The organism is Luteimicrobium album (assembly GCF_030161555.1).
GTDB lineage: Bacteria > Actinomycetota > Actinomycetes > Actinomycetales > Cellulomonadaceae > Luteimicrobium > Luteimicrobium album.
Genome location: NZ_BSUK01000001.1, coordinates 138,637 through 160,682, shown reverse-complemented (window position 1 = coordinate 160,682; position 22,046 = coordinate 138,637). Strand labels below are relative to the sequence as shown.

Genomic DNA, 22,046 nt, shown 5'->3' with positions numbered 1-22,046 from the left:
CGGCGGTGCGCGTTTCAGCCGGCTGCGCGCGACCCCGTGATGCTCTCGTCGGGCTTGTCGTCGATCGAGACGACGTCCCCGGCCTCGGCGGGCAGCAGCTCGGCCTTGGTGATGGGGCGGACGGCGTCGTCGATGCCCTCGAGCTCTCCGATGACCTGCGACGAGTCGATGACCTCGAGCTCCGCGAACCGGCGCGCCGACGTCAGGACGTTGCGCTCGAGCGACCCGATGAAGCCGTTGTAGCTCTCGGTCGCGGACGTCAGCGACCGGCCCATCTTGGTGACGTGCTTGGTCATCGCGACGAGGCGGCTGTGGAACTGGCGACCCAGGTCGAGGACCTGCTGGGCGTTGTCGGCCAGCGCCTCCTGCCGCCACGCGTACGCGACGGTCCGCAGCAGGGCGAGCAGCGTCATGGGGCTCGCGAGCACGACGTTGCGCTCGAGCGCGTACTGCAGCAGGGCGGCGTCCTGGTCCATCGCCGCCGACAGGAACGACTCGGCCGGCACGAACATGACGACGAACTCGGGCGCGGGGAGAACTGCTCCCAGTACTCCTTCTTGTGCAGGTCGTCGACGTGCTGGCGCATGTGGCGCGAGTGGGCGGCGAGCCGGTCGGCGCGGACGGCGTCGTCCTCGGTCTCCTGCGCCTCGATGAACGCGGCGAGCGAGACCTTGGCGTCCACGACGATCGACTTGCCGCCCGCGAGCCGGACCACGAGGTCGGGCCGCAGCGCGCCGTCGGACACGCGGACCTGCTCCTCGAAGTCGACCCGGTCGAGCATGCCGGAGGCCTCGACGAGCCGCTTGAGCTGCAGCTCGCCCCACGCACCGCGGACCTGCGACTTGCCGAGCGCGTTCTTGAGCTGGCTCGTCTCCTTGCGCAGGCGCTCCGCCTCGGCGCGCATCTCGACGACCTGGTGCTTGAGGTCGAGCGTCCCGGTGAGCCGCTGCTTCTCGGTCTCCTCGACCTGGACGCGGATCTTCTCGAGGTTCTCGGTGAGCGGCCCGACGAGCGCCTGCACGGCCTCCTGGCGCGCCTTGAGGTCCGCCGCGCCGGCCGTGCTGGCCTGACCGAGCCGCTGCGTCGCGAGTTCGAGGAACTGCTCGTTGTTGACCGCGAGGACCTTGTTGGCGACGGCCTGGAACTGCTCCGCCAGCCGGGCCTGGTCGGCCTCGACCGCCGCGACGCGCTGCGCGGCCGCCTTCTCGGCGAGCGCGACCTTCTCGTCGGCAGCCCGCTGCGCCTGGGCGACCCGCTCGTCGGCCTGCTGGCGCAGCGCGGCGACCTGGGCCGCCGTCTGCCGGATCTGCTGCTCGACCTGCTGGTCGGCCGAGGAGCGCGCGCCCTCGAGCTGTGCCGCGGTGGAGCGCTGGAGCGCCGCGAGCGACTCCTCCGCGCGCGCCGCGCGCACCTCGAGGTCGCGTCCGTGCGCGCCCGCGCGCACCACCTGGAGCAGGTAGCCCACCACGACCCCGACCAGCAGGGCCCCGAGTCCCACGAGAACCGTCGTCATACCGGCCAGGGTGCCAGCGGCCACCGACACGACCCGAATGACACGCCTGTCACTTGCTCGTCTCGATGATCTCGAACAGGGCGCACGTCGCGTTGTAGTACGCGTCGGAGAGCCCCAGCGCGGTCATCCCGAGCCTGCGGCAGACGGCCTGCGACGCGAGGTTCTTGGGGTTCGTCACCGCGACGACGCGGTCGAGCCCGGCCGCGAACCCTGCGGCGAGAACGGCTGCTGCTCCCTCCGACGCGTAGCCGTGCCCCCACGCGTCGGGGTGGAAATGCCAGCCGATCTCGGTGTCGCCCGACGGTTCGAGCGGCTCGGTCGGGCCGGACGCGGGGATCGACTTGAGCAGGACGCTGCCCAGGCGGGAGCCGTCGTCCGCGCGGGTCGCCGCCCAGATGCCGTAGGGCGGCTCGTCGCCGCGGTCTGCCCATGCCTGCGCCCGCGCGAGCGCCTCGTCCCGGTGCTCCATGACGCGCGGCACGCGGCCGATGAAGCGCTGGACCTCCCACCGGGAGTACGTGTCGAACAGGAAGTCGACGTCGGCCGGGTCGGCGGGGTCCCAGCGACGGAGGAGAAGGCGGTCGGTGCGGAGGACGGCGGCGTCGGCAGGGCGCGAGGACATCCGCCAGAGGCTACCCCCGTAGACTCGTCTCCCGTGGCTCTCACCATCGGCATCGTCGGACTGCCCAACGTCGGCAAGTCCACCCTCTTCAACGCGCTGACCCGCAACCAGGTTCTCGCCGCGAACTACCCGTTCGCGACGATCGAGCCCAACGTGGGCGTCGTGCCCCTGCCCGACGCGCGGCTCGGCACCCTCGCGGAGGTCTTCCACAGCGAGCGGATCGTCCCCGCGACCGTGTCGTTCGTCGATATCGCGGGCATCGTCAAGGGCGCCAGCGAGGGCGAGGGCCTCGGCAACAAGTTCCTCGCGAACATCCGTGAGGCCGACGCGATCTGCCTCGTGACGCGCGCCTTCGCGGACCCCGACGTCGTACACGTGGACGGCGAGGTCGACCCGGCGAGCGACATCGAGACCATCACGACCGAGCTGATCCTCGCCGACCTCCAGACCCTCGAGAAGGCCCTGCCGCGCCTCGAGAAGGAGAACAAGATCAAGAAGGGCGATCCGAAGCTCCTCGAGGCCGCCCGCACCGCGAACACGATCCTCGAGTCCGGCAAGACGCTCTCGGGCGGTGCCGCGGAGGCGAAGCTCGACCTCGACGACGTCGCGAGCCTCCAGCTCCTTACGGCCAAGCCGTTCATCTTCGTCTTCAACACCGACGACGCCGGCCTCGCCGACAGCGAGTTCCAGGACCGTCTCCGTGCGCTCGTCGCGCCCGCGGACGCGATCTTCCTCGACGCGAAGTTCGAGGCCGACCTCGCCGAGCTCGAGCCCGAGGACGCCGCCGAGATGCTGGAAGAGGCCGGGCTCGAGGAGTCCGGGCTCGACCAGCTCGCCCGCGTCGGGTTCCACACCCTCGGCCTGCAGACGTACCTCACCGCCGGGCCCAAGGAGGCCCGCGCCTGGACGATCCACCAGGGCTGGACGGCGCCCCAGGCCGCCGGCGTCATCCACACCGACTTCGAGCGCGGGTTCATCAAGGCCGAGGTCGTCTCGTTCGCGGACCTCGTCGAGCAGGGGTCGGTCGCGAACGCCCGGTCGGCCGGCAAGGCCCGCATCGAGGGCAAGGACTACGTGATGGTCGACGGCGACGTGGTCGAGTTCCGCTTCAACGTCTGATCTGCTGGGCCGGTCCGCGGCGAGGCGTCAGTAGACGCGGCGGATCTGTTGCGGCCAGCCGCAGGCCTCGGCGATCCTGCCGCCCCACTCCTTCGCGGCCTCCTCGTCGGCGACGTCGACGATCGTCAGCCCGCCTATGTACTGCTCCGCCGGTGCGTACAAGCCGCCGGTGATCGCCACCGCGCCGCTCGTCGCGTCGGCGGTGAGGGCGGCGTCGACGTCCTCGTCCACACCCGCGGCGAAAACGAGAACCCCGGCATCGCGCATCTCGGACACGACGGCGTTCGCGAGCGGCCCGCGCTCGGCGAACCACTCGGCGCTGTGATCACCGACCCACTGCTGATTGAAGTAGATGATGTAGTGGCTCATCGTCCTGGCCTCCGTGGCAACTGATTGCAGTCTGCAACCTGTCTCGATAATGTAGGCACAGGTGGTTTTCACCTGCAAGCACTAGTTCTCGGAGGCGCAGGATGCCGCAGGCGCCGCGATCCGGGTGCCCGATCAACGCCGCCGTCGAGGTGCTCGGAGACCCCTGGGCGATGCTGGTGCTCCGCGACATCGTGTTCGGCAACCGCCGGCATTTCCGGGAGATCCTCGCAGGGTCGGAGGAGGGCATCGCCTCGAACATCCTCGCCAGCCGGCTGAAGCGACTCGTCGAGGCCGGTCTTCTCACCCGCGACGAGGCGCACCGCGGTCAACGGGCGGCGTACTCGCTGACCGAGTCCGGCATCGAAGTCCTCCCGGTGATGGTCGCGCTCGGCAGCTGGGGCTTGGCTCATCGCACCGGTGAGCGGCGCCTGCGCGTACGCGCGGAACTGCTGCGTGACGGCGGCCCCGAGCTCCTCGATGCCTTGATGGACGAGCTCCGCGAGCTCCACCTCCGCATCCCGCGACCGGACCCCGACGCGCCACGTCCCAGCGAACGGCTGGCCGCCGCCTACGAGCGAGCCGTCGGTGACGGGGGCGGGCCGATCGACGCACCCGGCGACCTACCGAAACAGGTCCTGCCCCCGCATGGTGGGTTGTCGCGCGGTCCCGAAGGGTCGGAGGAGGCGATGACGACGCAGTCGGTGTCCCGCGTGGCGGTCCGCCGCGTGCGCGGGCCGGAGGAGTACCCGCGGCTCGTGGCGGTCTGGCGGAGCGCCGTCGACGCCACGCACGACTTCCTCGCCGCCGAGGACCGCGACGCGATCGAGGCTCGACTGGCGTCCGAGTACTTCCCGCACGTCGAGCTCCACGTCGCGGAGCGCGACGGGACCGTCGTAGGGTTCGCGGGCAGGGTCGAGGAACGGCTGGAGATGCTGTTCGTCGACGCCGCCGAGCGCGGCCGCGGGACGGGTTCGGCGTTGCTTGCGCAGGCCGTCGGGCTCGGCGTGACTGCCGTCGACGTCAACGAGCAGAACTCGCAGGCTCTTGCGTTCTACCGGCGGCGCGGGTTCGACGTCGTGGGCAGGAGCGCGCTCGACGGCGACGGCCGCCCCTACCCGTTGCTCCACCTGACGCGTCGCCAGGCGGGGTGACGCCGCGCCCGCAGCTGCGGGGCTGCATACTCGGGCCGTGGGGACCGACCGGCAGGAGCGTGCGGCCGCTCGGCGCCGCGCCCGGGTGGAACGCCGCTACGTCCTGCCGGACCCCGAGCTGCGGGCCTACGACCACGGGGTCGGGACGCTCGCGGTCGACGGGGTCGTCGAGGGGTACCTGGCGAGCGTCGTGGGAACGATCACCTTCCCGTCGAGGTCTCCGTGGCCGTGGTTCGTGGTCGTCTGGGCCGACGGCACCAAGGAGCCTCCCTTCGAGGACTACGGCCCCGGTTGGGACGTCGTCCGCGAGCTCGACGCCGGGTTCCTCGAGCACCACGGACCGTCCGTCGTGACGAAGCGCGGATGGCTGGGCACGACCCTTCGCGAGGGTCCGCGGCGCGTGTTCGAGTTCGCGTGGCTGCCGGAGGACGAGGCTGCCGAGCAATGGCGGCTGCTGCGCCTGTCCGATGCCGACTTCTGAGCCGTTCTGCGCTGGGCCGTGAGGGGTAGGGTCGAACGCCCGTAAAAGGTAGCGTAGAAGCGCCGTGAAAGGTAGCGTAGTGGCGCCTCGTCCGGTAGTGTGACGGCTATGCCCTACCTTTCGCGCACCATCGACCGGGAGCTCGACGAACTGATGGCGATGGCGGCGGCCATCGCGCTCGACGGCCCGAAGGGTGTGGGGAAGACGGACACGGCGAGGCGTCGGGCGACGTCCGTCTGGTACCTGGACGACCCGGCCCAGCGCGAGGTCGCGCGTGCGGACTTCGACCTGGCGTCGGCACCGGAGGGGACTCTCCTGCTCGACGAGTGGCAGAGGCTTCCCCAGATCTGGGACTCGGTCCGTCGACGGGTCGACGACGGTGCGCCCCCGGTCGCTACCTCTTGACGGGCTCGGCCACCCCGGCGGACCCGGCCGGCACCCATAGCGGGGCGGGGCGCATCCTCTCGTTGCGCATGCGCCCGATGGGTCTGCACGAGCGTGGTGCGGTGACGCCGACGGTGTCCCTGTCGGCCATGCTGGCGGGCGAGGCCGCTCGGGTCGAAGGGGGCACGACGTTCGCGCTCCGCGACTACGCGGATGCGATCGTCGACAGCGGGTTCCCGGGGATCATGGCAGGGGCGCCGCGTCTGAGACGCGGTCTCCTCGACGCCTATCTCCAGCGCGTGATCGACCGTGACCTGCCGGACCAGGGCTATGAGGTACGCCGCCCGCAGACGCTGCGCCGCTGGCTGGCGGCGTACGCGGCGGCGTCGTCGACGACGACCGCCTACTCGAGGCTCCTCGACGCGACGACCGCCGGTGACGGGACCCAGCCCGCTAAGACGACGACGATCGCCTACCGCGACCACCTCAGCCAGCTCTGGCTGCTCGATCCCGTCCCCGGCTGGATAACCGCGAACAACCCCATCCGTCGTCTTCAGCAGGCGCCGAAGCACCAGCTGGCGGACCCGGCGCTGGCCGCGCGGCTTCTCGACCTCTCTGCGTCGGCGCTGCTCGGTTCCGCGGGGGCGCACATGGCAGGTCCGCTCTTCGAGTCGCTCGTGACGCTGGGAGTCCGCGTGATGGCTCAGGCCGCCGAGGCGACCGTGAGCCACCTCCGGCTGCTGGGCGGAGACCGCGAGGTCGACCTGGTCGTCGAGGGTGTCGACGGTCAGATCGTCGCCATCGAGGTCAAGCTGGCACCGGACGTCACGACCTCCGACGTGCGGCACCTGAAATGGCTCCGCGAACAGCTCCCCGACCGCGTCGTCGACCTCGTGGTGATCACGACCGGGAAGACGGCGTACCGGAGACCTGACGGGGTGGCGGTCGTCCCACTGGCTCTGCTCGCCCCGTGACCGGCGCCGATCAGTTGATGATCTCGGCGCGGTCCTCGGCGACCATGGTGGCGAGCCGGTCGCGCCATCCCTGGAGCGCCTCGGGTGCGAGGCGGGTCCAGTCGGTGACCTCCCCGACGACGACGAGCGGCGCAGCGGTGCGGTAGGAGCGCGTCGGGTTGCCGGGGAACTTCTTGTCCGTGACGTTGGGGTCGTTCTCGAACTCCCCGGTCGGCTCGACCACGTACGCCCGCGGTTCCCCGTCCCCGGCGGCGAGCTCCGCGGCCAGCCCTGCGCCGTCGGGCAGCGCGGTGAAGTAGACGTGGTTCATCACGACCTCGGGCCGGTAGTTGGAGCGGAAGCCCGCGGTGAGTCGGTCCCCGACCTGCAGCTGCGCCTTCGTGCCGTGGTAGAACGGCCCGTCGTCCAACGCCTCGCCCATCCCGTCAGGCTAGCAACGCAGGCCCGCACGACGACGCCGCGCTGCTCGCGTAGCCTCGTGCGAGGACCACGCCCGGGGAGACGGAGGCCGCGATGGGATCGACGAACGAGGGACGGGCGACGCCCGCCGACGGCCGCTGGAGCGGGGAGCGGATCGGGAGGCTGAGCCTGCGCCTGGACGCGGCGTACTGCACGGTCCTCGGGATCGGTGTCGCGTTCGCCGCCCCGCTCATCGCGGGGCCGCTGCCGCTGCCCGTCGCGGCAGTGGTGGCGATCGGGGTCGCCGTGGCGGTCTGGGCGGGCGTCGTCCTGCTCCTGCTGGCCCGGCTGTCGCTGCGGGCCGCGCTCCGGTGCGTCCTGAGCGCGAACGTCGTCGCCGCCCTGGGGATCGCGGCATTCTCGACGACCGGCGCGACGGTGCTCTTGCTGCTGGCGGTCCTCGGGGTCGCGGTGGACGTCGCGCTCTTCGCGTGGAGCCAGGCGATGGCGCTGCGCCGCCTGCGTCCCGCGGTTGTCTAGGACGTCGGAGGTCCGGCGGCTGCCGCCGCCCGCTTGGTCGCACTGACAGGAAGGTGCCCATGTCTCTCGACGACGACCCCTTCGACTACGAGGTGACCAAGGCCGGTACCGTGCGCATCTTCCGGGGCGGCCGGGAGGTCGTGACCGTCGCGGGCAGGGCGGCGGAGAGGCTCGTCGAGCGCCTCGGCGTCGCCGACGCGACCGACCAGCAGCTCCTCGCTCGCGTCACCGGGAACTACCGGCGTGGGAACGAGCGGACCGGGCCGCGCTGAACCGCGCCGGACCGGTATGGCACCGCGCGCCGGACCGGCCGACGGTCCTTGGCGGGCGCGGTCAGGCCATGCCTGTCCGCGCGACCTCTTGCGATGCGGAGGCGAGCCGCCCGTGCCTGTCCTCACGCCCGACGGCGCCTGCCGCGCCCCGCGGCGAGACGCGCGCGGTCGTGGTGAGCGTGGTGGGTTCGGGCGTCATCGCGCTCGTCGCGGTGTCGATGGTCGCCGTCGCGGGGCGGCGTGACCTCCGGCCGCTGCGTGAGACAAGAGCGCATTTCACGGGACCGCGGGGGAGCGCGCCGTCTACCGTCGAAGCCATGACCCCCACGACGCCGACCCTGTCGGACGACGACCGCACCGCGCTCTACGACGCCCAGAACGTCTGGGCGGCCGACGACGACTTCTTCCTCGCGCTCGTCGGCGGACGTGAGGAGTCACGCGTCCTCGACCTGGGTTGTGGGACCGGTCGGCTCACCCTGGCGCTCGCGGCGGCGGGGCACCGGGTCACGGGCATCGACCCAGACGACGGCGCGGTCGCGGCCGCGCGCCGCAAGCCGGGAGCCGACGCCGTCGTGTGGGTGGCGGGGACGTCCGAGCAGGTCCCTCCCGGTGCGGGCTTCGACACCGCGCTCATGACGGCGCACGTCGCCCAGGCGATCACGGACGAGGGCATGTGGCGCGGCACGCTCGACGACCTCCACGCCGCCCTCGTGCCGGGCGGGCTGCTGGCGTTCGACTCCCGCGACCCGGCCGACCGCGCGTGGGAACGGTGGACCCCCGAGCGCTCGCGCGGCACGACGACCCTCCCCGACGGGACGTCCGTCGAGGGGTGGCACGAGGTCACGGGCGTGGAGGAGAGCGGGCCCGACGGCGGCCCTCCCGACACGTGGCTCGTCCACCTCGCAGAGCACACGCTGCTGCCCGACGGGACGCACGTCGTCGACGTCGGCGAGCTGGTCTTCCGCTCGGAGGCACGGCTGCGCGCGGACCTCGACGCCGCCGGGTTCGTCGTCGAGCAGGTGCACGGCGGGTGGGACCGTCAGCCGGTCGGCGAGGGCGTGGGCGAGCTCATCGTGCTGGCGCGCCGCGTCTGAGCGGTCGCGGTCAGGGCAGTACGCCGGCCGCCGTGAGCGTGCCGTCGCCGGCCACCTCGACGACGCGGCCGCGGTTCGTGACGGTTCCGCACGGTCCGGTCACGCTGGTTGAGCCGAGGGTGACGGTGAGCTCGCCGGTCGACGTGCGCTTCGCCGTCGGGAGCGTGACGGTGACGTGCTGCGGGTCGTCGTACGAGCCGCGCGACACCTCCAACCGGGCCGTCGCGTCGCCCGACGAGAGGTCGTCGCAGACGTCGCCGAGGCACGCCCGCCCGGAGGAGGCGCCGGGGTGCGCCGTGAACCACGCGCTCGCGTCGACGGACACGGTAGGGAAGAAGGCGCCCGGCCCGTTGCACGAGACGCCCGTGCATCCCGTCGGGACGAGGCAGACGGCGGCCAGCGTCCCGACGGCCAGCGTCGCCCGCACTGCCCGTGCTGCCCGACCGCCGCGTCTCATGCGCCGATGATGCCAGGGGCGACCGACCAGGAGAATTCCGGCGCGCTCGTCGGCGGCTCGTGCGACCGTGGGTCCATGACCGACGCGAACGCAGCAGCCGAGAAGGCGACCCTCCGGCACTACCTCGACAGTGGGCACCGGGCGCTCGAGTGGAAGCTCGAGGGACTGTCGGAGCGCGACGCGCGTCGGCCGATGACGCCGACGGGCACGAACCTGCTGGGGCTCGTCAAGCACGTCGCCTCCACGGAGGCCGAGTACCTGGGCGCGTGCTTCGGCCACCCCTTCCCCGAGCCCATGCCGTGGATGGACGACGACGCCGAGCCCAACTCCGACATGTGGGCCACGGCCGACGAGTCGATCGGCGACGTCCTGGCGTTCTACCGCCGCGTCCAGGCGCACTCCGACGCGACGGTCGAGGCGCTGCCTCTCGACGCGCCCGGCGTCGTGCCGTGGTGGGGCACGCCGGAGGTCACGCTGCACCGGGTCCTGGTCCACGTGATCGCCGAGACGGACCGGCACGCCGGGCACGCCGACATCGTGCGCGAGCTGCTCGACGGCGCCGTCGGGCTCGGCGCGACGAACAGCAACCTCCCGGACCGCGACGCCGCGTGGTGGGGCGCCTACGTGGCGCACCTCGACGAGCTCGCCGAGAAGGCGGGCGACATCCACCAGGTCCCGGAGACCGACGCGGGCTGACCCGCGCGTGAGCGGACCGCCTCCCGGCCGCACGGGCGGCCGTGCCATCATGCTGCGCGTGACCTCGACGCCGCCCGCCCGACGCTTCTCCCGGCAGTCCCGCATCCTCGTCGCCGTCGGCGTGTTCTTCGCCTTGATCTTCGGGCTGTTCGGCGGCGTCCTCGTCGGCGTGTCGCAGAAGGACTACACGGCGTACACGGAGCGGGCGACGGCGACGATCAGCGACGTCGTCCGCGAGACCGGGGAGGGGGACCCACCACCGCAGCTCGACGTACCGGATCTACGTCGACTACGAGGCGGACGGCCACAGCTTCACGCGCAAGCGGCTGCAGGGCGTGACCACCGGGACCCCCACGTGGGCGACACGGTCGAGCTGCTCTACCCGCCGGGACAGCCCGACAAGGCGGTGACGGCTGAGACGACGTCGAAGACGACGGCGCGTGTCTTGCTGTGGATCGGGGTCGGGCTCCTCGTGATCGCGGTGGGGATCCTCGTGGGGCTCGTCGTCTGGGGACGGCGGCGCCGGGCGAAGCGTCTGCCCGCGGCGCCGGACGCCGCCTTCGCCGTCCCGGCGCCCGCCCCCGTCGCGGACCCGCGCCTCCTGCCCGTCCCATGGCCGTGGGAGCAGGTCGTCGCGCAGCTCGCGCGCGCGGCCGAGGACGCGCCCTTCGCGGTCACGCCCCTGCCCGACGGCGGCGTCGACGTCACCTACGACGTCGCGAACGCCCGCTGGTTCACTCTCTTCCAGGCGCACCGCCTGACGTCGACGTTCGTGTGCCGGCTGCACCCGAGGAAGCCCGGCAGCTACGCCCGGAACGACACGCTGTACGACGTCGAGTGGTCCGGCGGCGTCGGTGGGCTGCGCGGCAGCGGGCGGGTGCAGTCGGGACGGGTGTGGTCCCGGCACCGGCGGGTGGACTACGGCATCGGGACCGACGGCAGCGTCGGGCGTCAGGTGGACGTCGACTTCTCGTCGTCCGACGTGCCCCGCTGGATCGACACCGTGCTCGCGGGCTCCGGGTGGAAGTCCGCGCTCGACGCGAACGCCCGCGGCGGGCTGGTGGCGGCTGTCGCCGGCGGTGCGGTGGCCGTGGTGGGCGTCGTCGTCGCGGTCGTCGCGACGCGCTGACGACCGGACCGCCGGCTTCGTCCGTCTCGTCAGGCGCTGGTGGGGCGACGATGCGTGTTTGTTGTTACACGCATGTTTCTCGACGGGACCTCGTGTGAACGGATCGTACCGGCCAGTATCAAATCAATAACGATCGAACGTACCAGCCAGTAGCGGTTACCGCCCGGTACCGCAACCGTGGGTACCGTGGCCCCACACGAACGACGGTCCTGCGCGCTGGCGTGGAGCCCCGCCGCCCTCGCGGCGAGGCTCCCGGTGCAGGGCACGTCCACCCTCGAGGAGGAACATTGAAGATCAGGCGATATGGCGTCGCGGTCGCGGTCGCTGCCGCAGGTGCCCTGCTGTTCTCGGCCTGCAGCTCGTCCGACGACAGCCCCAAGTCGACGACGACGACGGGTTCCGGGGAGACGAAGACCGGTGGCACCATCACCGTGGCGGAGGTGAACGCGTTCTTCTCGTTCAACTCGCTCACCGCGAACGGCAACACCGACATCAACTCGAAGGTGTCGCTCGCGACGCAGTCGGGCTTCAACTACATCGACGACAAGCTCCAGGTCCAGAAGGACACGAGCTTCGGCACGTACGAGGTCACCAGCCAGGACCCGCTGACCGTCAAGTACACGCTGAGCGACAAGGCGCAGTGGTCGGACGGCACGCCGGTCAGCGCTGACGACCTGCTCCTGACCTGGGCGGTCGAGTCGGGCTGGTACAACGACGGCACGACCGACGCGGACGGCAAGGTCACGAAGGGCACCAACTACTTCGACTACGCCGGCTCGACCCTGGGTCTGAACGACACCAAGTTCCCGACGGTGAGCGACGACAAGAAGTCGATCACCATCGAGTACACGAAGCCGTTCGCCGACTGGGAGACCGCCTTCTCGATCCAGGGCATCCCCCGGCGCACGTGATCTGGAAGCACGCGGGCCTCGCGAGCGAGGACGACTTCATCAAGCTGCTTCAGAACCAGCCGAAGGGCGACCCGTCGAAGCCGGCGAAGACGAACGCGACGCTCAAGAAGATCGCTGACTACTTCAACACGGGCTTCGACTCCAAGACGCTGCCGAGCGACCCGTCGCTGTACCTGTCGGACGGCCCGTACATCGTCTCGTCGATCGACCAGGGCAAGTCCCTGACGCTCGTCCCGAACACCAAGTACCAGGGCGACCACACCGCCAAGCTGGACTCGATCGTCATCCGCACGATCGCGGACCCGCAGGCGCAGATCCAGGCGCTGCAGAACGGTGAGGTCGACGTCATCGCCCCGCAGGCGAACGCCGACACGCTGGCCGCGCTCGACCAGGTCCCCGGTGTCCAGATCCACAAGGGCAACCAGCTGTCGTACGACCACATCGACCTGAACTTCAGCGGTGTGTTCAAGGACAAGAACGTCCGTGAGGCCTTCCTCAAGACGATCCCGCGCCAGGCGATCCTCGACGCGATCATCACGCCGCTCGACTCGAGCGCCAAGGTGCTCGACTCGCAGCTCTTCGTCCCGGCTCAGGAGGGCTACGCCGACTCGGTTGCCAACAACGGCTCGAGCAACTACGCGGACGTCGACATCGAGGGCGCCAAGAAGCTCCTCAACGGCGCGACCCCGACCGTCGACATCCTCTACAACTCGGACAACCCGAACCGTGTCGACGCGTTCACGCTGATCTCGCAGTCCGCCTCCAAGGCCGGCTTCAAGATCAAGAACGACGGTGACGTGAACTGGGGCTCGCGTCTCGGCAACGGCTCGTACGACGCGTCGATCTTCGGCTGGATCTCGTCCGGTGTGGGCGTCTCCGGTGTGCCGCAGATCTTCGGCACCGGCCAGAGCTCGAACTTCAACGGCTACTCCAACAAGGACGCCGACGCGGCCATGTCGAAGCTGATCCAGACCACCGACAAGGCGGAGCAGACGTCGCTGCAGCAGCAGATCGACAAGGACATCTTCGGCGACGCCTACGGCCTGCCGCTGTTCCAGTCGATCGGCGTCGACGCGGAGTCGTCGCGCGTCTCCGGCATCGACACGTTCAACCCGAACCAGAACGGTGTCTGGTGGAACGTCTGGGAGTGGACCGTCAAGAGCTGACGCTCGATGACTGACCCGGTCTGAAGGCGCCGGGACCTCGCTCGGGGTCCCGGCGCCTTCGCCGGTCCAGCGGTCGGCACGGGGTTCTCCGACGAACCCGGACACGACGGAACGAGGCGGACATCGTCGTCCCCCGCCGCCCGGGTCCCGATTCGGAGCACCGTGGTCGCTGACCTAGACTTCAAAGGCTGCCCATCGTCGCGGCGACCCCGTGGCGGCCGGCCCTGTCAAGACGGGAATCCCTCTCCGATGCTCTCGTACATCGTCCGGAGGCTCGTAGCCTCCGTCTTCATCCTGCTGGGTGCATCGTTCATCGTGTACCTGCTCATCGCGTACTCCGGTGACCCGCTCGCCGAGATCCGCTCGAGCAACTCGCCCAGCAAGGCGACGCAGATCGCCGTGCGCACCGAGATGCTGCACCTGAACGTCCCCCGGTACTGCGGTACTTCATCTGGCTCGGCGGCGCGTCGAAGTGCCTCATCGGCCAGTGTGACCTCGGCGTCACGCTCCAGAACCAGCCCGTCACGGAGGCCTTGGGACAGGCCATCCCCGCGACGTTGCAGCTCCTGACCGCGGCGACCCTGCTCGCGATCGTCTTCGGCATCGCCATCGGCGTCGTGACTGCGCTGCGCCAGTACTCGACGCTCGACTACGCGGTCACCTTCATCAGCTTCCTGTTCTTCTCGCTCCCGGTCTTCTGGGTCGCCGTCCTCCTCAAGGAGTTCGGCGCGATCAAGTTCAACAACTTCCTCGCGACGGCCACCATCGCTCCGGGGGTCATCGTCGCAATCGCGCTCGTCTCGGGCCTGGTCTGGGCGGTGATCGTCGCCGGGACCTGGCGGCGCCGCGGCATCACCTTCGTGGTGGCGGCCGGTGTGACAGCGCTCGTGCTCGTCTTCCTGTCGGCGACCAAGTGGTTCCAGACCCCGTCCCTCGGTCCGGTCGTCATCGCCGTCACCGGCGTCGCGATCGCCTACGGCGCCACCGTGCTGTTCGCAGGGCTGCGTAACAGGCGCGCGCTGTACTCGGCGCTGATCAGCGTGGGCGTCGGCCTGGTCGCCTACTTCGCGCTCCAGCCGCTGCTCGATCACACCGGCTTCTGGGGGCTCGTCGGCCTCCTGGTCGTCGCACTGGCGGTCGCCTGGGCGATCGGCCACTTCATGGGCGGTTACGACCGTACCCAGTCCATCCGCGCGGCGATGCTCACCACGTTCGGCATGAGCCTCCTCATCGTGATCGACCGGTTCATGCAGTCCTGGCAGGCCTACTCGGACAACCCGCTCGTACGGGGCCGCCCCATCCCGACGATCGGATCGAAGATCCCCGGTCTCGACGGCGACTTCTGGATCACCGGGCTCGACACCATGACGCACCTGATCCTGCCGACGATCTCGATCATCCTCATCTCTCTCGCCTCGTACACGCGCTACTCGCGCGCGTCGATGCTCGAGGTGATGGGGCAGGACTACGTGCGCACGGCACGCGCCAAGGGTCTGTCGGAGCGGGTCGTCGTGACGCGTCACGCGTTCCGCAACGCGCTGATCCCCCTCGCGACGATCGTCGCGTTCGACATCGGCGGCATGATCGGCGGCGCGGTGATCACGGAGAACGTGTTCTCGTTCCAGGGCATGGGGCAGCTGTTCCTCATGGGGATCAAGGCTACGGACCCCAACCCCGTCATGGGCGTCGCGATCGTGACGGGCATCACGGCGGTCGTGTTCAATCTGTTGGCTGATCTGGCGTACTCCGCGCTGGACCCGCGAGTGAGGGTGAAGGCATGACATCGCCACTGAGCAACATGGACGAGGTCTCCCCGGCTCCGGCGACCCCGGAGCCCGAGGAGCAGGTCCGCGGCCTGTCGCAGGGTCGCATCGTCTTCAAGCGCTTCATGGACCACCGAGGCGCCGTCATCGGGATCATCGTGTTCATCCTCGTGCTGATCCTCGCGGTCAGCTCGATCGGGCTCGGCCCGATCCCGGGCTGGTGGAAGTTCTCCTACAAGGAGACTCCCGACATCATGAACGGCGGGCACCCGACCCTGCAGCTCTTCCCGTTCCACCTCGGCGAGCACCCGTTCGGTCAGGACCGCGTGGGCCGCGACATGTTCGCGATGACCATGCGTGGTACGCAGATCTCCATCTCGATCATGATCATCGTGGGGATCGTCGCGGCGGCGATCGGCATCCTCATCGGCGCTTCCTCGGGCTTCTTCCGCGGCAAGACCGAGGCGATCCTCATGCGCTTCACCGACATGATCATCATCATCCCGTCGCTCATCGCGGCCGCGGTGATCGCGAAGTCGTCGCAGCACCTGGGCGGGATCTGGTTCCTGGCGATCTTCCTCGGGTTCGTGTCGTGGACCGGCATGGCCCGCCTCGTGCGCGGCGACTTCCTGACCCTGCGCGAGCGTGAGTTCGTCGACGCCGCCCGGCTCGCGGGCGCGTCCAACCGGCGGATCATCTTCAAGCACATCCTGCCGAACGCGATCGGCGTCATCACCGTGAACACGACGCTCCTGATGTCGTCGGCGATCCTCACGGAGACCGCGCTCTCCTACGTCGGTCTCGGTGTGCAGGCACCCGACATCTCGCTCGGCAAGCTCATCAGCGACAACCAGGCCGCCTTCTCGACGCGACCCTGGCTGTTCTGGTGGCCCGGCCTGTTCATCGTGGTCATCTGCCTCTGCGTGAACTTCGTCGGTGACGGTCTGCGCGATGCGTTCGACCCCCGGCAGAAGAAGTTCCGCCTCAAGAAGGACAAGGGCGACCAGCGCGTCGCACCGGCCCCGCTCGAGTCGCCGATCGACGACGCCCTGGACGGCACCTCGGAGGCGCCGGGAGCGGGACGGCCATGACGTCCGCCGAGCACGCGCGTGGTGGCTCAGACCAGCTGGGCCACCACGCCGAGCACGACGCACGCCGCCAGCACGACCTGCGCCGTGCGGTCCCAGCGCGTGTCGACCGGCGTGGTGTCGGCGACACCGAGCTCCAGGGCCTCCGTCTCGACGAGGTGCTGCCAGCGCGCGCGGACCAGCTCGCCGGCCGTGCCGGACGCCGAGCCGCGCAGGTCGCCGAGCCGGACGGACTTCCGGGCGTCGTACGAGCTGACCGGCAGGCTGTCGAGCTCGTCGGGGCCCGCCGTGAAGGCCTTGTGGCGGCCCGGCCCGGGCGCCGCCCAGGCGCGGACGCGCACGTGCGGCGTGACGAGCGTCAGCGCGAACTGCGTGCTCACGTCCACGAGCGCCGCGAACGGCACCCGGACGGTCCGGAACGGGTTCACGACCACGACGGCGTCCTCCGCCACACGGACCCGCGGACGCCAGAACACCAGCCACGCGAGATAGCCGGCGCCCACCGCCCACGGTGCGACGCGCAGCAGGCCGCCGAGGCCGTGCTGCTGCCACTGGGTGGCAGTCACGCCCGCCGCGAGCAGCCACGACGCCCCCGTCAGCCAGGGGCTGCTGCGGGGCCAGAACGACTGGACGCTGCCGGCATCTCGACCCGAACTCATATGCGCATGATCCCAGGAGCGACACGATGACCCAAACGATCGGGACCGACCGTCAGGCGACGGCGACCGAGGCCGTGCTCGAGGTGCGCGACCTGTCCGTCGACTTCGGCGTGGACAAGAAGTGGGTGCCGGCTGCGATCGGCCTCAACTACACCGTCCACGCAGGCGAGGTGCTCGCCATCGTCGGCGAGTCGGGCTCGGGCAAGTCGGTCAGCTCGATGGCGATCCTCGACCTGCTGCCCAAAAACGCCCGCATCTCCGGGTCGATCAAGCTGCAGGGCCAGGAGCTCCGCGGCCTCGGCGGCTCGAAGATGCGCGACATCCGCGGCAACGACATCGCGATGATCTTCCAGGAGCCCATGACGGCCCTGAACCCCGTCTACACCGTGGGGTTCCAGATCATCGAGGCGCTGCGCCTGCACAACGAGATCTCGCCCGCCGAGGCGAAGGACCGCGCGCTCGAGCTGCTCCGCCTCGTCGAGCTGCCCGACCCGCAGAAGGCCTTCAACTCGTACCCGCACCAGCTTTCGGGCGGCCAGCGGCAGCGCGCGATGATCGCGCAGTCGCTGTCCTGCGACCCGCTGCTGCTCATCGCCGACGAGCCCACCACCGCGCTCGACGTCACGGTCCAGGCCGAGATCCTCGACCTCATGCGCAACCTGCGCGACAAGCTCAACTCGGCCGTGATCCTCATCACGCACGACATGGGCGTGGTCGCGGACCTGGCCGACCGCATCGTCGTCATGCGCAAGGGCCTGATCGTGGAGGAGGGGACGGCGCAGCAGATCTTCTCCGCGCCGCAGCACCCCTACACGCAGGAGCTCCTGGCCTCCGTGCCGCACCTCGGTGTCGCCGAGGAGGGCGAGGAGATCGACGTGACGGCCGCGCTCGCGGCGGCGAGCCACCACGAGGACCTCGTCGTCGACGTCTCCGCCGAGGAGCTCGCGCGGCGCGAGGCCCAGAACCGCAGGGCGCTCGAGGAGGCCGAGAAGGCCGCACGCGAGGCCCAGAACGGTGGACCCGCGCCCATCCTCGAGCTGCGCGACGTCGCCATCGAGTACCCCAAGCAGGGTCGTGTCGCCGCGTTCCGCGCGGTCGAGGGCGCGAACCTCGTGATCCGCCCGGGCGAGGTCGTCGGGCTCGTGGGCGAGTCCGGCTCGGGCAAGACCACCATCGGGCGTGCCGCCGTCGGGCTCCTCCCCGTCGTGGAAGGCCAACTCAGCGTCGTCGGGACCGACCTCACGCAGCCCACCAGCAAGAAGCTCAAGGCACTCCGTCGTCGGGTCGGCATGGTGTTCCAGGACCCGTCGTCGTCGCTGAACCCGCGCCTCCCCATCGGCGAGTCCATCGGCGAGCCGATGTACCTCGCCGGGGTGGCCAAGGGCGCCGGCCTGCAGAAGAAGATCGAGGAGCTGCTCGACCAGGTCGAGCTCCCGCGCAGCTACCGCAACCGGTACCCGCACGAGCTCTCCGGCGGCCAGAAGCAGCGCGTCGGCATCGCCCGCGCGATCTCGCTGTCGCCCGAGCTCCTCGTCGCCGACGAGCCGACGTCCGCGCTCGACGTCTCGGTGCAGGCGCACGTGCTCGAGCTCCTGCAGGACCTGCAGCAGCGCCTGCAGTTCGCGTGCCTGTTCGTGACCCACGACCTCGCCGTCGTCGACGTCCTCGCGCACCGGATCGTCGTCATGCAGCACGGCCGGATCGTCGAGCAGGGCACGCGCGACCAGATCCTGCGCAACCCGCAGGAGGCGTACACGCAGCGCCTCATCGCCGCCGTCCCGCTGCCCGACCCCGACAAGCAGCGCGAGCGCCGCGAGTTGCGCGCCGTGCTCCTCGAGAAGGTCTGACCGAGAGGGTCGACGGAGCGGCTCGGGGCGCCGCGCGCCGAGCTCCTCGTGTGGGCATCCGTTCGGCTGTTCTTCGCCTGGGGAAGCAGCCGAACGGATGCCCACGCGCGCCCTGGCGCGGCCGGTAAGATAGGGGTCGATCAGCGCGCGCCCACCCTCGTGAGCGCGCCTCGCGACGGGGCCCGCCCCCGCGCCGCCTCCCTCTTCGAAGATTGGTTCCTCCATGCCTGAGGCCACCGTGACCGCCGCCGTGCGTCCCGACCTGCGCAACGTCGCGATCGTCGCGCACGTCGACCACGGCAAGACCACCCTCGTCGACGCCATGCTCTGGCAGTCCGGGGCCTTCGGCGAGCACGCCCACGTCGACGAGCGCGCCATGGACTCCGGCGACCTCGAACGCGAGAAGGGCATCACCATCCTCGCGAAGAACACCGCGGTCCGGTACGCCGGCCCCGCGGCGGCCGCCGTCGGGCAGCCCGGCGGGATCACCATCAACGTGATCGACACCCCCGGGCACGCCGACTTCGGCGGCGAGGTCGAGCGCGGCCTGTCCATGGTCGACGGCGTCGTCCTCCTCGTCGACGCGTCCGAGGGCCCCCTCCCGCAGACCCGGTTCGTGCTCCGCAAGGCCCTCGCCGCGAAGCTCCCCGTGATCCTCGTCGTCAACAAGGTCGACCGGCCCGACGCACGCATCGACGAGGTCGTCGCCGAGTCCACCGACCTCCTCCTCGGCCTCGCCTCCGACCTCGCCGACGAGGTCCCCGACCTCGACCTCGACGCCGTCCTCGACGTCCCCGTCGTCTACGCCGCCGCGAAGGTCGGCCGCGCCAGCCTCGACCAGCCCGAGGACGGCGGCCTGCCCGACAACGAGGACCTTGAGCCGCTCTTCCGGATCATCCTCGAGAAGATCCCCGCGCCCACCTACGACGAGGACGCGCCCCTCCAGGCCCACGTCACCAACCTCGACGCGTCGCCGTTCCTCGGCCGCCTCGCCCTCCTGCGCATCTTCAACGGCACCCTGCGCAAGGGCCAGACCGTCGCCTGGGCGCGCCACGACGGCTCGCTCCAGAACGTGCGCATCACCGAGCTCCTCGAGACCAAGGCCCTCGAGCGCGTCCCCACCGAGTCCGCGGGCCCCGGCGACATCGTCGCCGTCGCTGGCATCGAGGACATCACCATCGGCGAGACGCTCACCGACCCCGACGACCCGCGGCCCCTCCCGCTCATCACCGTCGACGACCCCGCCATCTCCATGACCGTCGGGATCAACACGTCGCCCCTCGCCGGCAAGGGCGGCAAGGGCCACAAGGTCACCGCGCGGCAGGTCAAGGACCGCCTCGACAAGGAGCTCATCGGCAACGTCTCGCTCCGCGTCCTGCCCACCGACCGCCCCGACGCCTGGGAGGTCCAGGGCCGCGGCGAGCTCGCCCTCGCCATCCTCGTCGAACAGATGCGTCGCGAAGGCTTCGAGCTCACCGTCGGCAAGCCGCAGGTCGTCACCAAGACCATCGACGGCAAGGTCCACGAGCCCATGGAGCGCATGACCATCGACGTCCCCGAGGAGTACCTCGGCTCCGTCACCCAGCTCATGGCGCAGCGCAAGGGCCGCATGGAGACCATGTCCAACCACGGCACCGGCTGGGTCCGCATGGAGTTCGTCGTCCCCGCCCGCGGCCTCATCGGCTTCCGCACCCGGTTCCTGACCGACACCCGCGGCACCGGCATCGCGTCCTCCATCGCCGAGGGCTACGAGCCGTGGGCCGGCCCCATCGAGACCCGCAACAACGGGTCCCTCGTCGCCGACCGCGCCGGGTCCGTCACGCCGTTCGCCATGATCAACCTCCAGGAGCGCGGCTCCTTCTTCGTCGACCCCACCCAGGAGGTCTACGAAGGCATGATCGTCGGCGAGAACTCCCGCAACGAGGACATGGACGTCAACATCACCAAGGAGAAGAAGCTGACGAACATGCGTTCGTCGACCGCAGACAACTTCGAGAACCTCGTCCCGCCGAAGCACCTCACGCTCGAGGAGTCCCTCGAGTTCGCGCGGGAGGACGAGTGCGTGGAGATCACGCCCGAGGTCGTGCGCATCCGCAAGGTGATCCTCGACCAGCAGGAGCGGGCGCGCGCTACGGCTCGCGCGAAGCGGGGCTGAGTCTTCTCGTGGGCAGGGGCGTCGGGGTTGCGTTCGCGGCGGACGGAGGTGTGCTGCGCCGTCTACCATCCGGCCGCTCGTTCCTCGCGGCCTCCCGCCAGCCCCGCCACGACGGCGCAGCACACCCCCGCCCGCCGCTTCGTTTGTCCGTCGCCTTCGTGCACGACGGCGTAGCCGCGGTTCGTTCTGGCCGCGCGGGCGTTCCGCGCGGGTTGAGGTTCGCCCGGCGGTGCGCGTGACGCTCGGGGGGCGCGGGGAGAGCCGGATGGTGGAGCCGTCCGGCGGGCTCGTCGTCGTGCATGCTCATCCCGACGACGAGACGTTGGCGACCGGGGCGCTGGTCGCCACGTGGGCTGCCGCTGGGGAGGCCGTGACCGTGGTGACCTGTACCCGGGGAGCGCGGCGAGGTCATCGACACCGCTGCGCACCCCACCGGCGTCGGGCGCCTCGAAGGGGACGGCCCTGCGCTGGCCGCGTATCGCGAGGGGAGCTGGGCGCTGCGCTTCGCGCGCTCGGCGTGAAGGATCACGTGTTCCTGGACACCGTCGCCCTGCCCGACGACGGCCCCTCCGTCCGGTACGAGGACTCCGGGATGGCGTGGGTCGCGCCCGGGATCGCGGCGCAGGCCGTCGAAGGGCTGCCCCCGCGGGCGTTCGTCGGGGTCGACCTCGACGAGGCCGCCGGCCGCCTCGCCGTCGTGCTGGCCGAGCGGCGGCCCGCCGTCGTCGCCACGGACGACCCGCAGGGCGGGTACGGGCATCCCGACCACGTGCGCACGCACGAGGTGACCGTGCGGGCGCTCGAGCTGCTCGCCCGCGACGGGGCCTCGGTGCCCGCACTGTGGTGCGTCGTCCAGCCCGAGGCGGACGTGCGCGCCGCTCGACGCGCTCTCGCTGCCGCCCCCGGGCTGCCGGACCTCGCGGTGCCCGACCCCGACGAGGCCGTGCTCCCGCCCGTCGTCACCTGGTGGCGTGGCGACGCCGACGCGCTCGTCGCCGTCCCGCTCCGGCCGGTGCTCGACCGCGTCGCCGCGGCGCTGCTCGCCCACGCCACCCAGGTCCAGGCGGTCACGGTGGCCGACCCGGCCGCGGGGGAGGCGCTCGTCGGGTGGTACGCCCTCAGCAACGACGTCCTCGCCCCGCTGCTGACCGCCGAGCACTACGCGCCCTTCCGGGCCGGCACAGCCACGCCCGGTACGGTGGCACCGTGAGCGCGACAGTTCCCCCGACGACCGTCAGGGACAGGTACCTCCACCGG

The 22,046-nt window shown here is 70.8% G+C and carries 24 protein-coding genes and 1 pseudogene; 17 read left to right on the top strand and 8 right to left on the bottom strand.

Features of this window, described 5'->3' with window-relative positions; all coding sequences use genetic code 11:
* Positions 1–14 precede the first annotated feature (14 nt).
* From rmuC to QQK45_RS00925, 3 genes are read right to left on the bottom strand one after another with little or no spacing between them, the layout of a single operon-like run.
* On the bottom strand, positions 15–476 hold the full coding sequence (gene rmuC / locus QQK45_RS00935; RefSeq protein ID WP_284291430.1) for a DNA recombination protein RmuC: 462 nt from the start codon (positions 474–476) through the stop codon (positions 15–17).
* Positions 410–1,513 carry a DNA recombination protein RmuC gene (locus QQK45_RS00930; RefSeq protein ID WP_284291428.1) on the bottom strand — a complete coding sequence of 368 codons (1,104 nt, stop codon included), beginning with the start codon at positions 1,511–1,513 and terminating at the stop codon, positions 410–412. The genes rmuC and QQK45_RS00930 overlap by 67 nt, the downstream gene beginning before the upstream one ends.
* A 49-nt stretch (positions 1,514–1,562) precedes the next feature.
* Positions 1,563–2,135 carry a GNAT family N-acetyltransferase gene (locus QQK45_RS00925; protein WP_284291425.1) on the bottom strand — a complete coding sequence of 191 codons (573 nt, stop codon included), beginning with the start codon at positions 2,133–2,135 and terminating at the stop codon, positions 1,563–1,565.
* A gap of 33 nt (positions 2,136–2,168) precedes the next feature.
* Here QQK45_RS00925 and ychF point away from each other — a divergent pair, with 33 nt between their 5' ends.
* On the top strand, positions 2,169–3,254 hold the full coding sequence (ychF, locus tag QQK45_RS00920) for a redox-regulated ATPase YchF (RefSeq protein WP_284291423.1): 1,086 nt from the start codon (positions 2,169–2,171) through the stop codon (positions 3,252–3,254).
* A 27-nt stretch (positions 3,255–3,281) separates the two neighbouring features.
* Here the strand turns inward: ychF and QQK45_RS00915 are convergent, their stop codons facing one another.
* A complete protein-coding gene (locus QQK45_RS00915) occupies positions 3,282–3,623 on the bottom strand; it encodes a YciI family protein (protein WP_284291421.1) in 342 nt (113 codons plus the stop codon).
* A 101-nt stretch (positions 3,624–3,724) separates the two neighbouring features.
* Here QQK45_RS00915 and QQK45_RS00910 point away from each other — a divergent pair, with 101 nt between their 5' ends.
* From QQK45_RS00910 to QQK45_RS00895, 4 genes are all read left to right on the top strand, one after another.
* Entirely contained in the window at positions 3,725–4,774 is a 1,050-nt protein-coding gene (locus tag QQK45_RS00910) for a GNAT family N-acetyltransferase (RefSeq protein WP_284291419.1), read from the top strand.
* A gap of 37 nt (positions 4,775–4,811) precedes the next feature.
* Positions 4,812–5,255 (top strand): hypothetical protein, encoded by a 444-nt coding sequence (locus QQK45_RS00905; RefSeq protein WP_284291417.1) that lies wholly within the window; start codon positions 4,812–4,814, stop codon positions 5,253–5,255.
* Between the two features lie 108 nt (positions 5,256–5,363).
* The gene (locus QQK45_RS00900) at positions 5,364–5,660 is read left to right on the top strand and encodes an ATP-binding protein (protein WP_284291415.1); all 297 of its coding nucleotides are present in this window, start codon (positions 5,364–5,366) and stop codon (positions 5,658–5,660) included.
* Between the two features lie 101 nt (positions 5,661–5,761).
* Entirely contained in the window at positions 5,762–6,613 is an 852-nt protein-coding gene (locus QQK45_RS00895; protein WP_284291413.1) for an ATP-binding protein, read from the top strand.
* Positions 6,614–6,623: 10 nt separating this feature from the next.
* Here the strand turns inward: QQK45_RS00895 and arr are convergent, their stop codons facing one another.
* Positions 6,624–7,034 carry an NAD(+)--rifampin ADP-ribosyltransferase gene (gene arr, locus QQK45_RS00890; RefSeq protein WP_284291411.1) on the bottom strand — a complete coding sequence of 137 codons (411 nt, stop codon included), beginning with the start codon at positions 7,032–7,034 and terminating at the stop codon, positions 6,624–6,626.
* Positions 7,035–7,126: 92 nt separating this feature from the next.
* On the opposite strand from arr, the gene QQK45_RS00885 reads away from it, so the two are divergent.
* The 3 genes from QQK45_RS00885 to QQK45_RS00875 all read left to right on the top strand — a co-directional run bounded on the left by QQK45_RS00885 (position 7,127) and on the right by QQK45_RS00875 (position 8,918).
* Positions 7,127–7,552, top strand: coding sequence for a hypothetical protein (locus tag QQK45_RS00885; RefSeq protein WP_284291409.1), 426 nt, complete (start codon positions 7,127–7,129; stop codon positions 7,550–7,552).
* Positions 7,553–7,611: 59 nt separating this feature from the next.
* Positions 7,612–7,824 carry a hypothetical protein gene (locus QQK45_RS00880; protein ID WP_284291406.1) on the top strand — a complete coding sequence of 71 codons (213 nt, stop codon included), beginning with the start codon at positions 7,612–7,614 and terminating at the stop codon, positions 7,822–7,824.
* 317 nt (positions 7,825–8,141) lie between these two features.
* A complete protein-coding gene (locus QQK45_RS00875) occupies positions 8,142–8,918 on the top strand; it encodes a class I SAM-dependent methyltransferase (RefSeq protein WP_284291404.1) in 777 nt (258 codons plus the stop codon).
* A 10-nt stretch (positions 8,919–8,928) separates the two neighbouring features.
* Here QQK45_RS00875 and QQK45_RS00870 read toward each other — a convergent pair whose 3' ends face one another.
* Entirely contained in the window at positions 8,929–9,375 is a 447-nt protein-coding gene (locus tag QQK45_RS00870; RefSeq protein ID WP_284291402.1) for a hypothetical protein, read from the bottom strand.
* 75 nt (positions 9,376–9,450) lie between these two features.
* Between QQK45_RS00870 and QQK45_RS00865 the strand changes: the two genes are divergently transcribed.
* From QQK45_RS00865 to QQK45_RS00855, 4 genes are all read left to right on the top strand, one after another.
* Positions 9,451–10,071, top strand: coding sequence for a DinB family protein (locus QQK45_RS00865; RefSeq protein ID WP_284291400.1), 621 nt, complete (start codon positions 9,451–9,453; stop codon positions 10,069–10,071).
* Between the two features lie 7 nt (positions 10,072–10,078).
* A complete protein-coding gene (locus QQK45_RS00860) occupies positions 10,079–11,200 on the top strand; it encodes a DUF3592 domain-containing protein (protein WP_284291398.1) in 1,122 nt (373 codons plus the stop codon).
* A gap of 287 nt (positions 11,201–11,487) precedes the next feature.
* Positions 11,488–12,111, top strand: coding sequence for a periplasmic substrate-binding domain-containing protein (locus QQK45_RS21690; RefSeq protein ID WP_348525105.1), 624 nt, complete (start codon positions 11,488–11,490; stop codon positions 12,109–12,111).
* The gene (locus QQK45_RS00855) at positions 12,108–13,277 is read left to right on the top strand and encodes an ABC transporter substrate-binding protein (RefSeq protein WP_348525104.1); all 1,170 of its coding nucleotides are present in this window, start codon (positions 12,108–12,110) and stop codon (positions 13,275–13,277) included. Before QQK45_RS21690 ends, QQK45_RS00855 begins: the two co-directional genes overlap by 4 nt.
* 227 nt (positions 13,278–13,504) lie before the next feature.
* On the opposite strand, the gene QQK45_RS00850 is transcribed toward QQK45_RS00855, so the two are convergent.
* Positions 13,505–13,684, bottom strand: a complete 180-nt coding sequence (locus QQK45_RS00850) for a hypothetical protein (protein ID WP_284295141.1) — start codon at positions 13,682–13,684, stop codon at positions 13,505–13,507.
* On the opposite strand from QQK45_RS00850, the pseudogene QQK45_RS00845 reads away from it, so the two are divergent.
* Both QQK45_RS00845 and QQK45_RS00840 read left to right on the top strand, forming a co-directional pair.
* Positions 13,599–15,058: pseudogene (locus QQK45_RS00845) on the top strand (ABC transporter permease). The gene QQK45_RS00850 and the pseudogene QQK45_RS00845 overlap by 86 nt on opposite strands.
* Complete coding sequence (locus QQK45_RS00840; protein WP_284291396.1) at positions 15,055–16,131, top strand: ABC transporter permease; 1,077 nt, start codon at positions 15,055–15,057, stop codon at positions 16,129–16,131. Before QQK45_RS00845 ends, QQK45_RS00840 begins: the two are co-directional and overlap by 4 nt.
* A 26-nt stretch (positions 16,132–16,157) precedes the next feature.
* Here the strand turns inward: QQK45_RS00840 and QQK45_RS00835 are convergent, their stop codons facing one another.
* The gene (locus QQK45_RS00835; protein WP_284291394.1) at positions 16,158–16,787 is read right to left on the bottom strand and encodes a PH domain-containing protein; all 630 of its coding nucleotides are present in this window, start codon (positions 16,785–16,787) and stop codon (positions 16,158–16,160) included.
* Positions 16,788–16,813: 26 nt separating this feature from the next.
* On the opposite strand from QQK45_RS00835, the gene QQK45_RS00830 reads away from it, so the two are divergent.
* The 3 genes from QQK45_RS00830 to QQK45_RS00820 all read left to right on the top strand — a co-directional run bounded on the left by QQK45_RS00830 (position 16,814) and on the right by QQK45_RS00820 (position 21,999).
* Positions 16,814–18,634, top strand: a complete 1,821-nt coding sequence (locus tag QQK45_RS00830; RefSeq protein WP_284291392.1) for a dipeptide ABC transporter ATP-binding protein — start codon at positions 16,814–16,816, stop codon at positions 18,632–18,634.
* A gap of 223 nt (positions 18,635–18,857) precedes the next feature.
* Positions 18,858–20,789, top strand: a complete 1,932-nt coding sequence (gene typA, locus QQK45_RS00825; RefSeq protein ID WP_284291389.1) for a translational GTPase TypA — start codon at positions 18,858–18,860, stop codon at positions 20,787–20,789.
* Positions 20,790–21,054: 265 nt separating this feature from the next.
* On the top strand, positions 21,055–21,999 hold the full coding sequence (locus QQK45_RS00820) for a PIG-L family deacetylase (RefSeq protein WP_284291387.1): 945 nt from the start codon (positions 21,055–21,057) through the stop codon (positions 21,997–21,999).
* Positions 22,000–22,046 lie beyond the last annotated feature (47 nt).

Bases quoted from the DNA above. Each gene is read 5' to 3' on its own strand.
- QQK45_RS00885 (WP_284291409.1), top strand. From the start codon at position 7,127: ATGGGATCGACGAACGAGGGACGGGCGACGCCCGCCGACGGCCGCTGG.
- QQK45_RS00820 (WP_284291387.1), top strand. From the start codon at position 21,055: ATGGTGGAGCCGTCCGGCGGGCTCGTCGTCGTGCATGCTCATCCCGAC.
- QQK45_RS00870 (WP_284291402.1), bottom strand. From the start codon at position 9,375: ATGAGACGCGGCGGTCGGGCAGCACGGGCAGTGCGGGCGACGCTGGCC.
- QQK45_RS00830 (WP_284291392.1), top strand. From the start codon at position 16,814: ATGACCCAAACGATCGGGACCGACCGTCAGGCGACGGCGACCGAGGCC.
- QQK45_RS00865 (WP_284291400.1), top strand. From the start codon at position 9,451: ATGACCGACGCGAACGCAGCAGCCGAGAAGGCGACCCTCCGGCACTAC.
- QQK45_RS00840 (WP_284291396.1), top strand. From the start codon at position 15,055: ATGACATCGCCACTGAGCAACATGGACGAGGTCTCCCCGGCTCCGGCG.
- QQK45_RS00925 (WP_284291425.1), bottom strand. From the start codon at position 2,135: ATGTCCTCGCGCCCTGCCGACGCCGCCGTCCTCCGCACCGACCGCCTT.
- QQK45_RS00930 (WP_284291428.1), bottom strand. From the start codon at position 1,513: ATGACGACGGTTCTCGTGGGACTCGGGGCCCTGCTGGTCGGGGTCGTG.
- rmuC (WP_284291430.1), bottom strand. From the start codon at position 476: ATGGACCAGGACGCCGCCCTGCTGCAGTACGCGCTCGAGCGCAACGTC.
- QQK45_RS00875 (WP_284291404.1), top strand. From the start codon at position 8,142: ATGACCCCCACGACGCCGACCCTGTCGGACGACGACCGCACCGCGCTC.
- QQK45_RS00900 (WP_284291415.1), top strand. From the start codon at position 5,364: ATGCCCTACCTTTCGCGCACCATCGACCGGGAGCTCGACGAACTGATG.
- arr (WP_284291411.1), bottom strand. From the start codon at position 7,034: ATGGGCGAGGCGTTGGACGACGGGCCGTTCTACCACGGCACGAAGGCG.
- QQK45_RS00835 (WP_284291394.1), bottom strand. From the start codon at position 16,787: ATGAGTTCGGGTCGAGATGCCGGCAGCGTCCAGTCGTTCTGGCCCCGC.
- typA (WP_284291389.1), top strand. From the start codon at position 18,858: ATGCCTGAGGCCACCGTGACCGCCGCCGTGCGTCCCGACCTGCGCAAC.
- QQK45_RS00915 (WP_284291421.1), bottom strand. From the start codon at position 3,623: ATGAGCCACTACATCATCTACTTCAATCAGCAGTGGGTCGGTGATCAC.
- QQK45_RS00910 (WP_284291419.1), top strand. From the start codon at position 3,725: ATGCCGCAGGCGCCGCGATCCGGGTGCCCGATCAACGCCGCCGTCGAG.
- QQK45_RS00880 (WP_284291406.1), top strand. From the start codon at position 7,612: ATGTCTCTCGACGACGACCCCTTCGACTACGAGGTGACCAAGGCCGGT.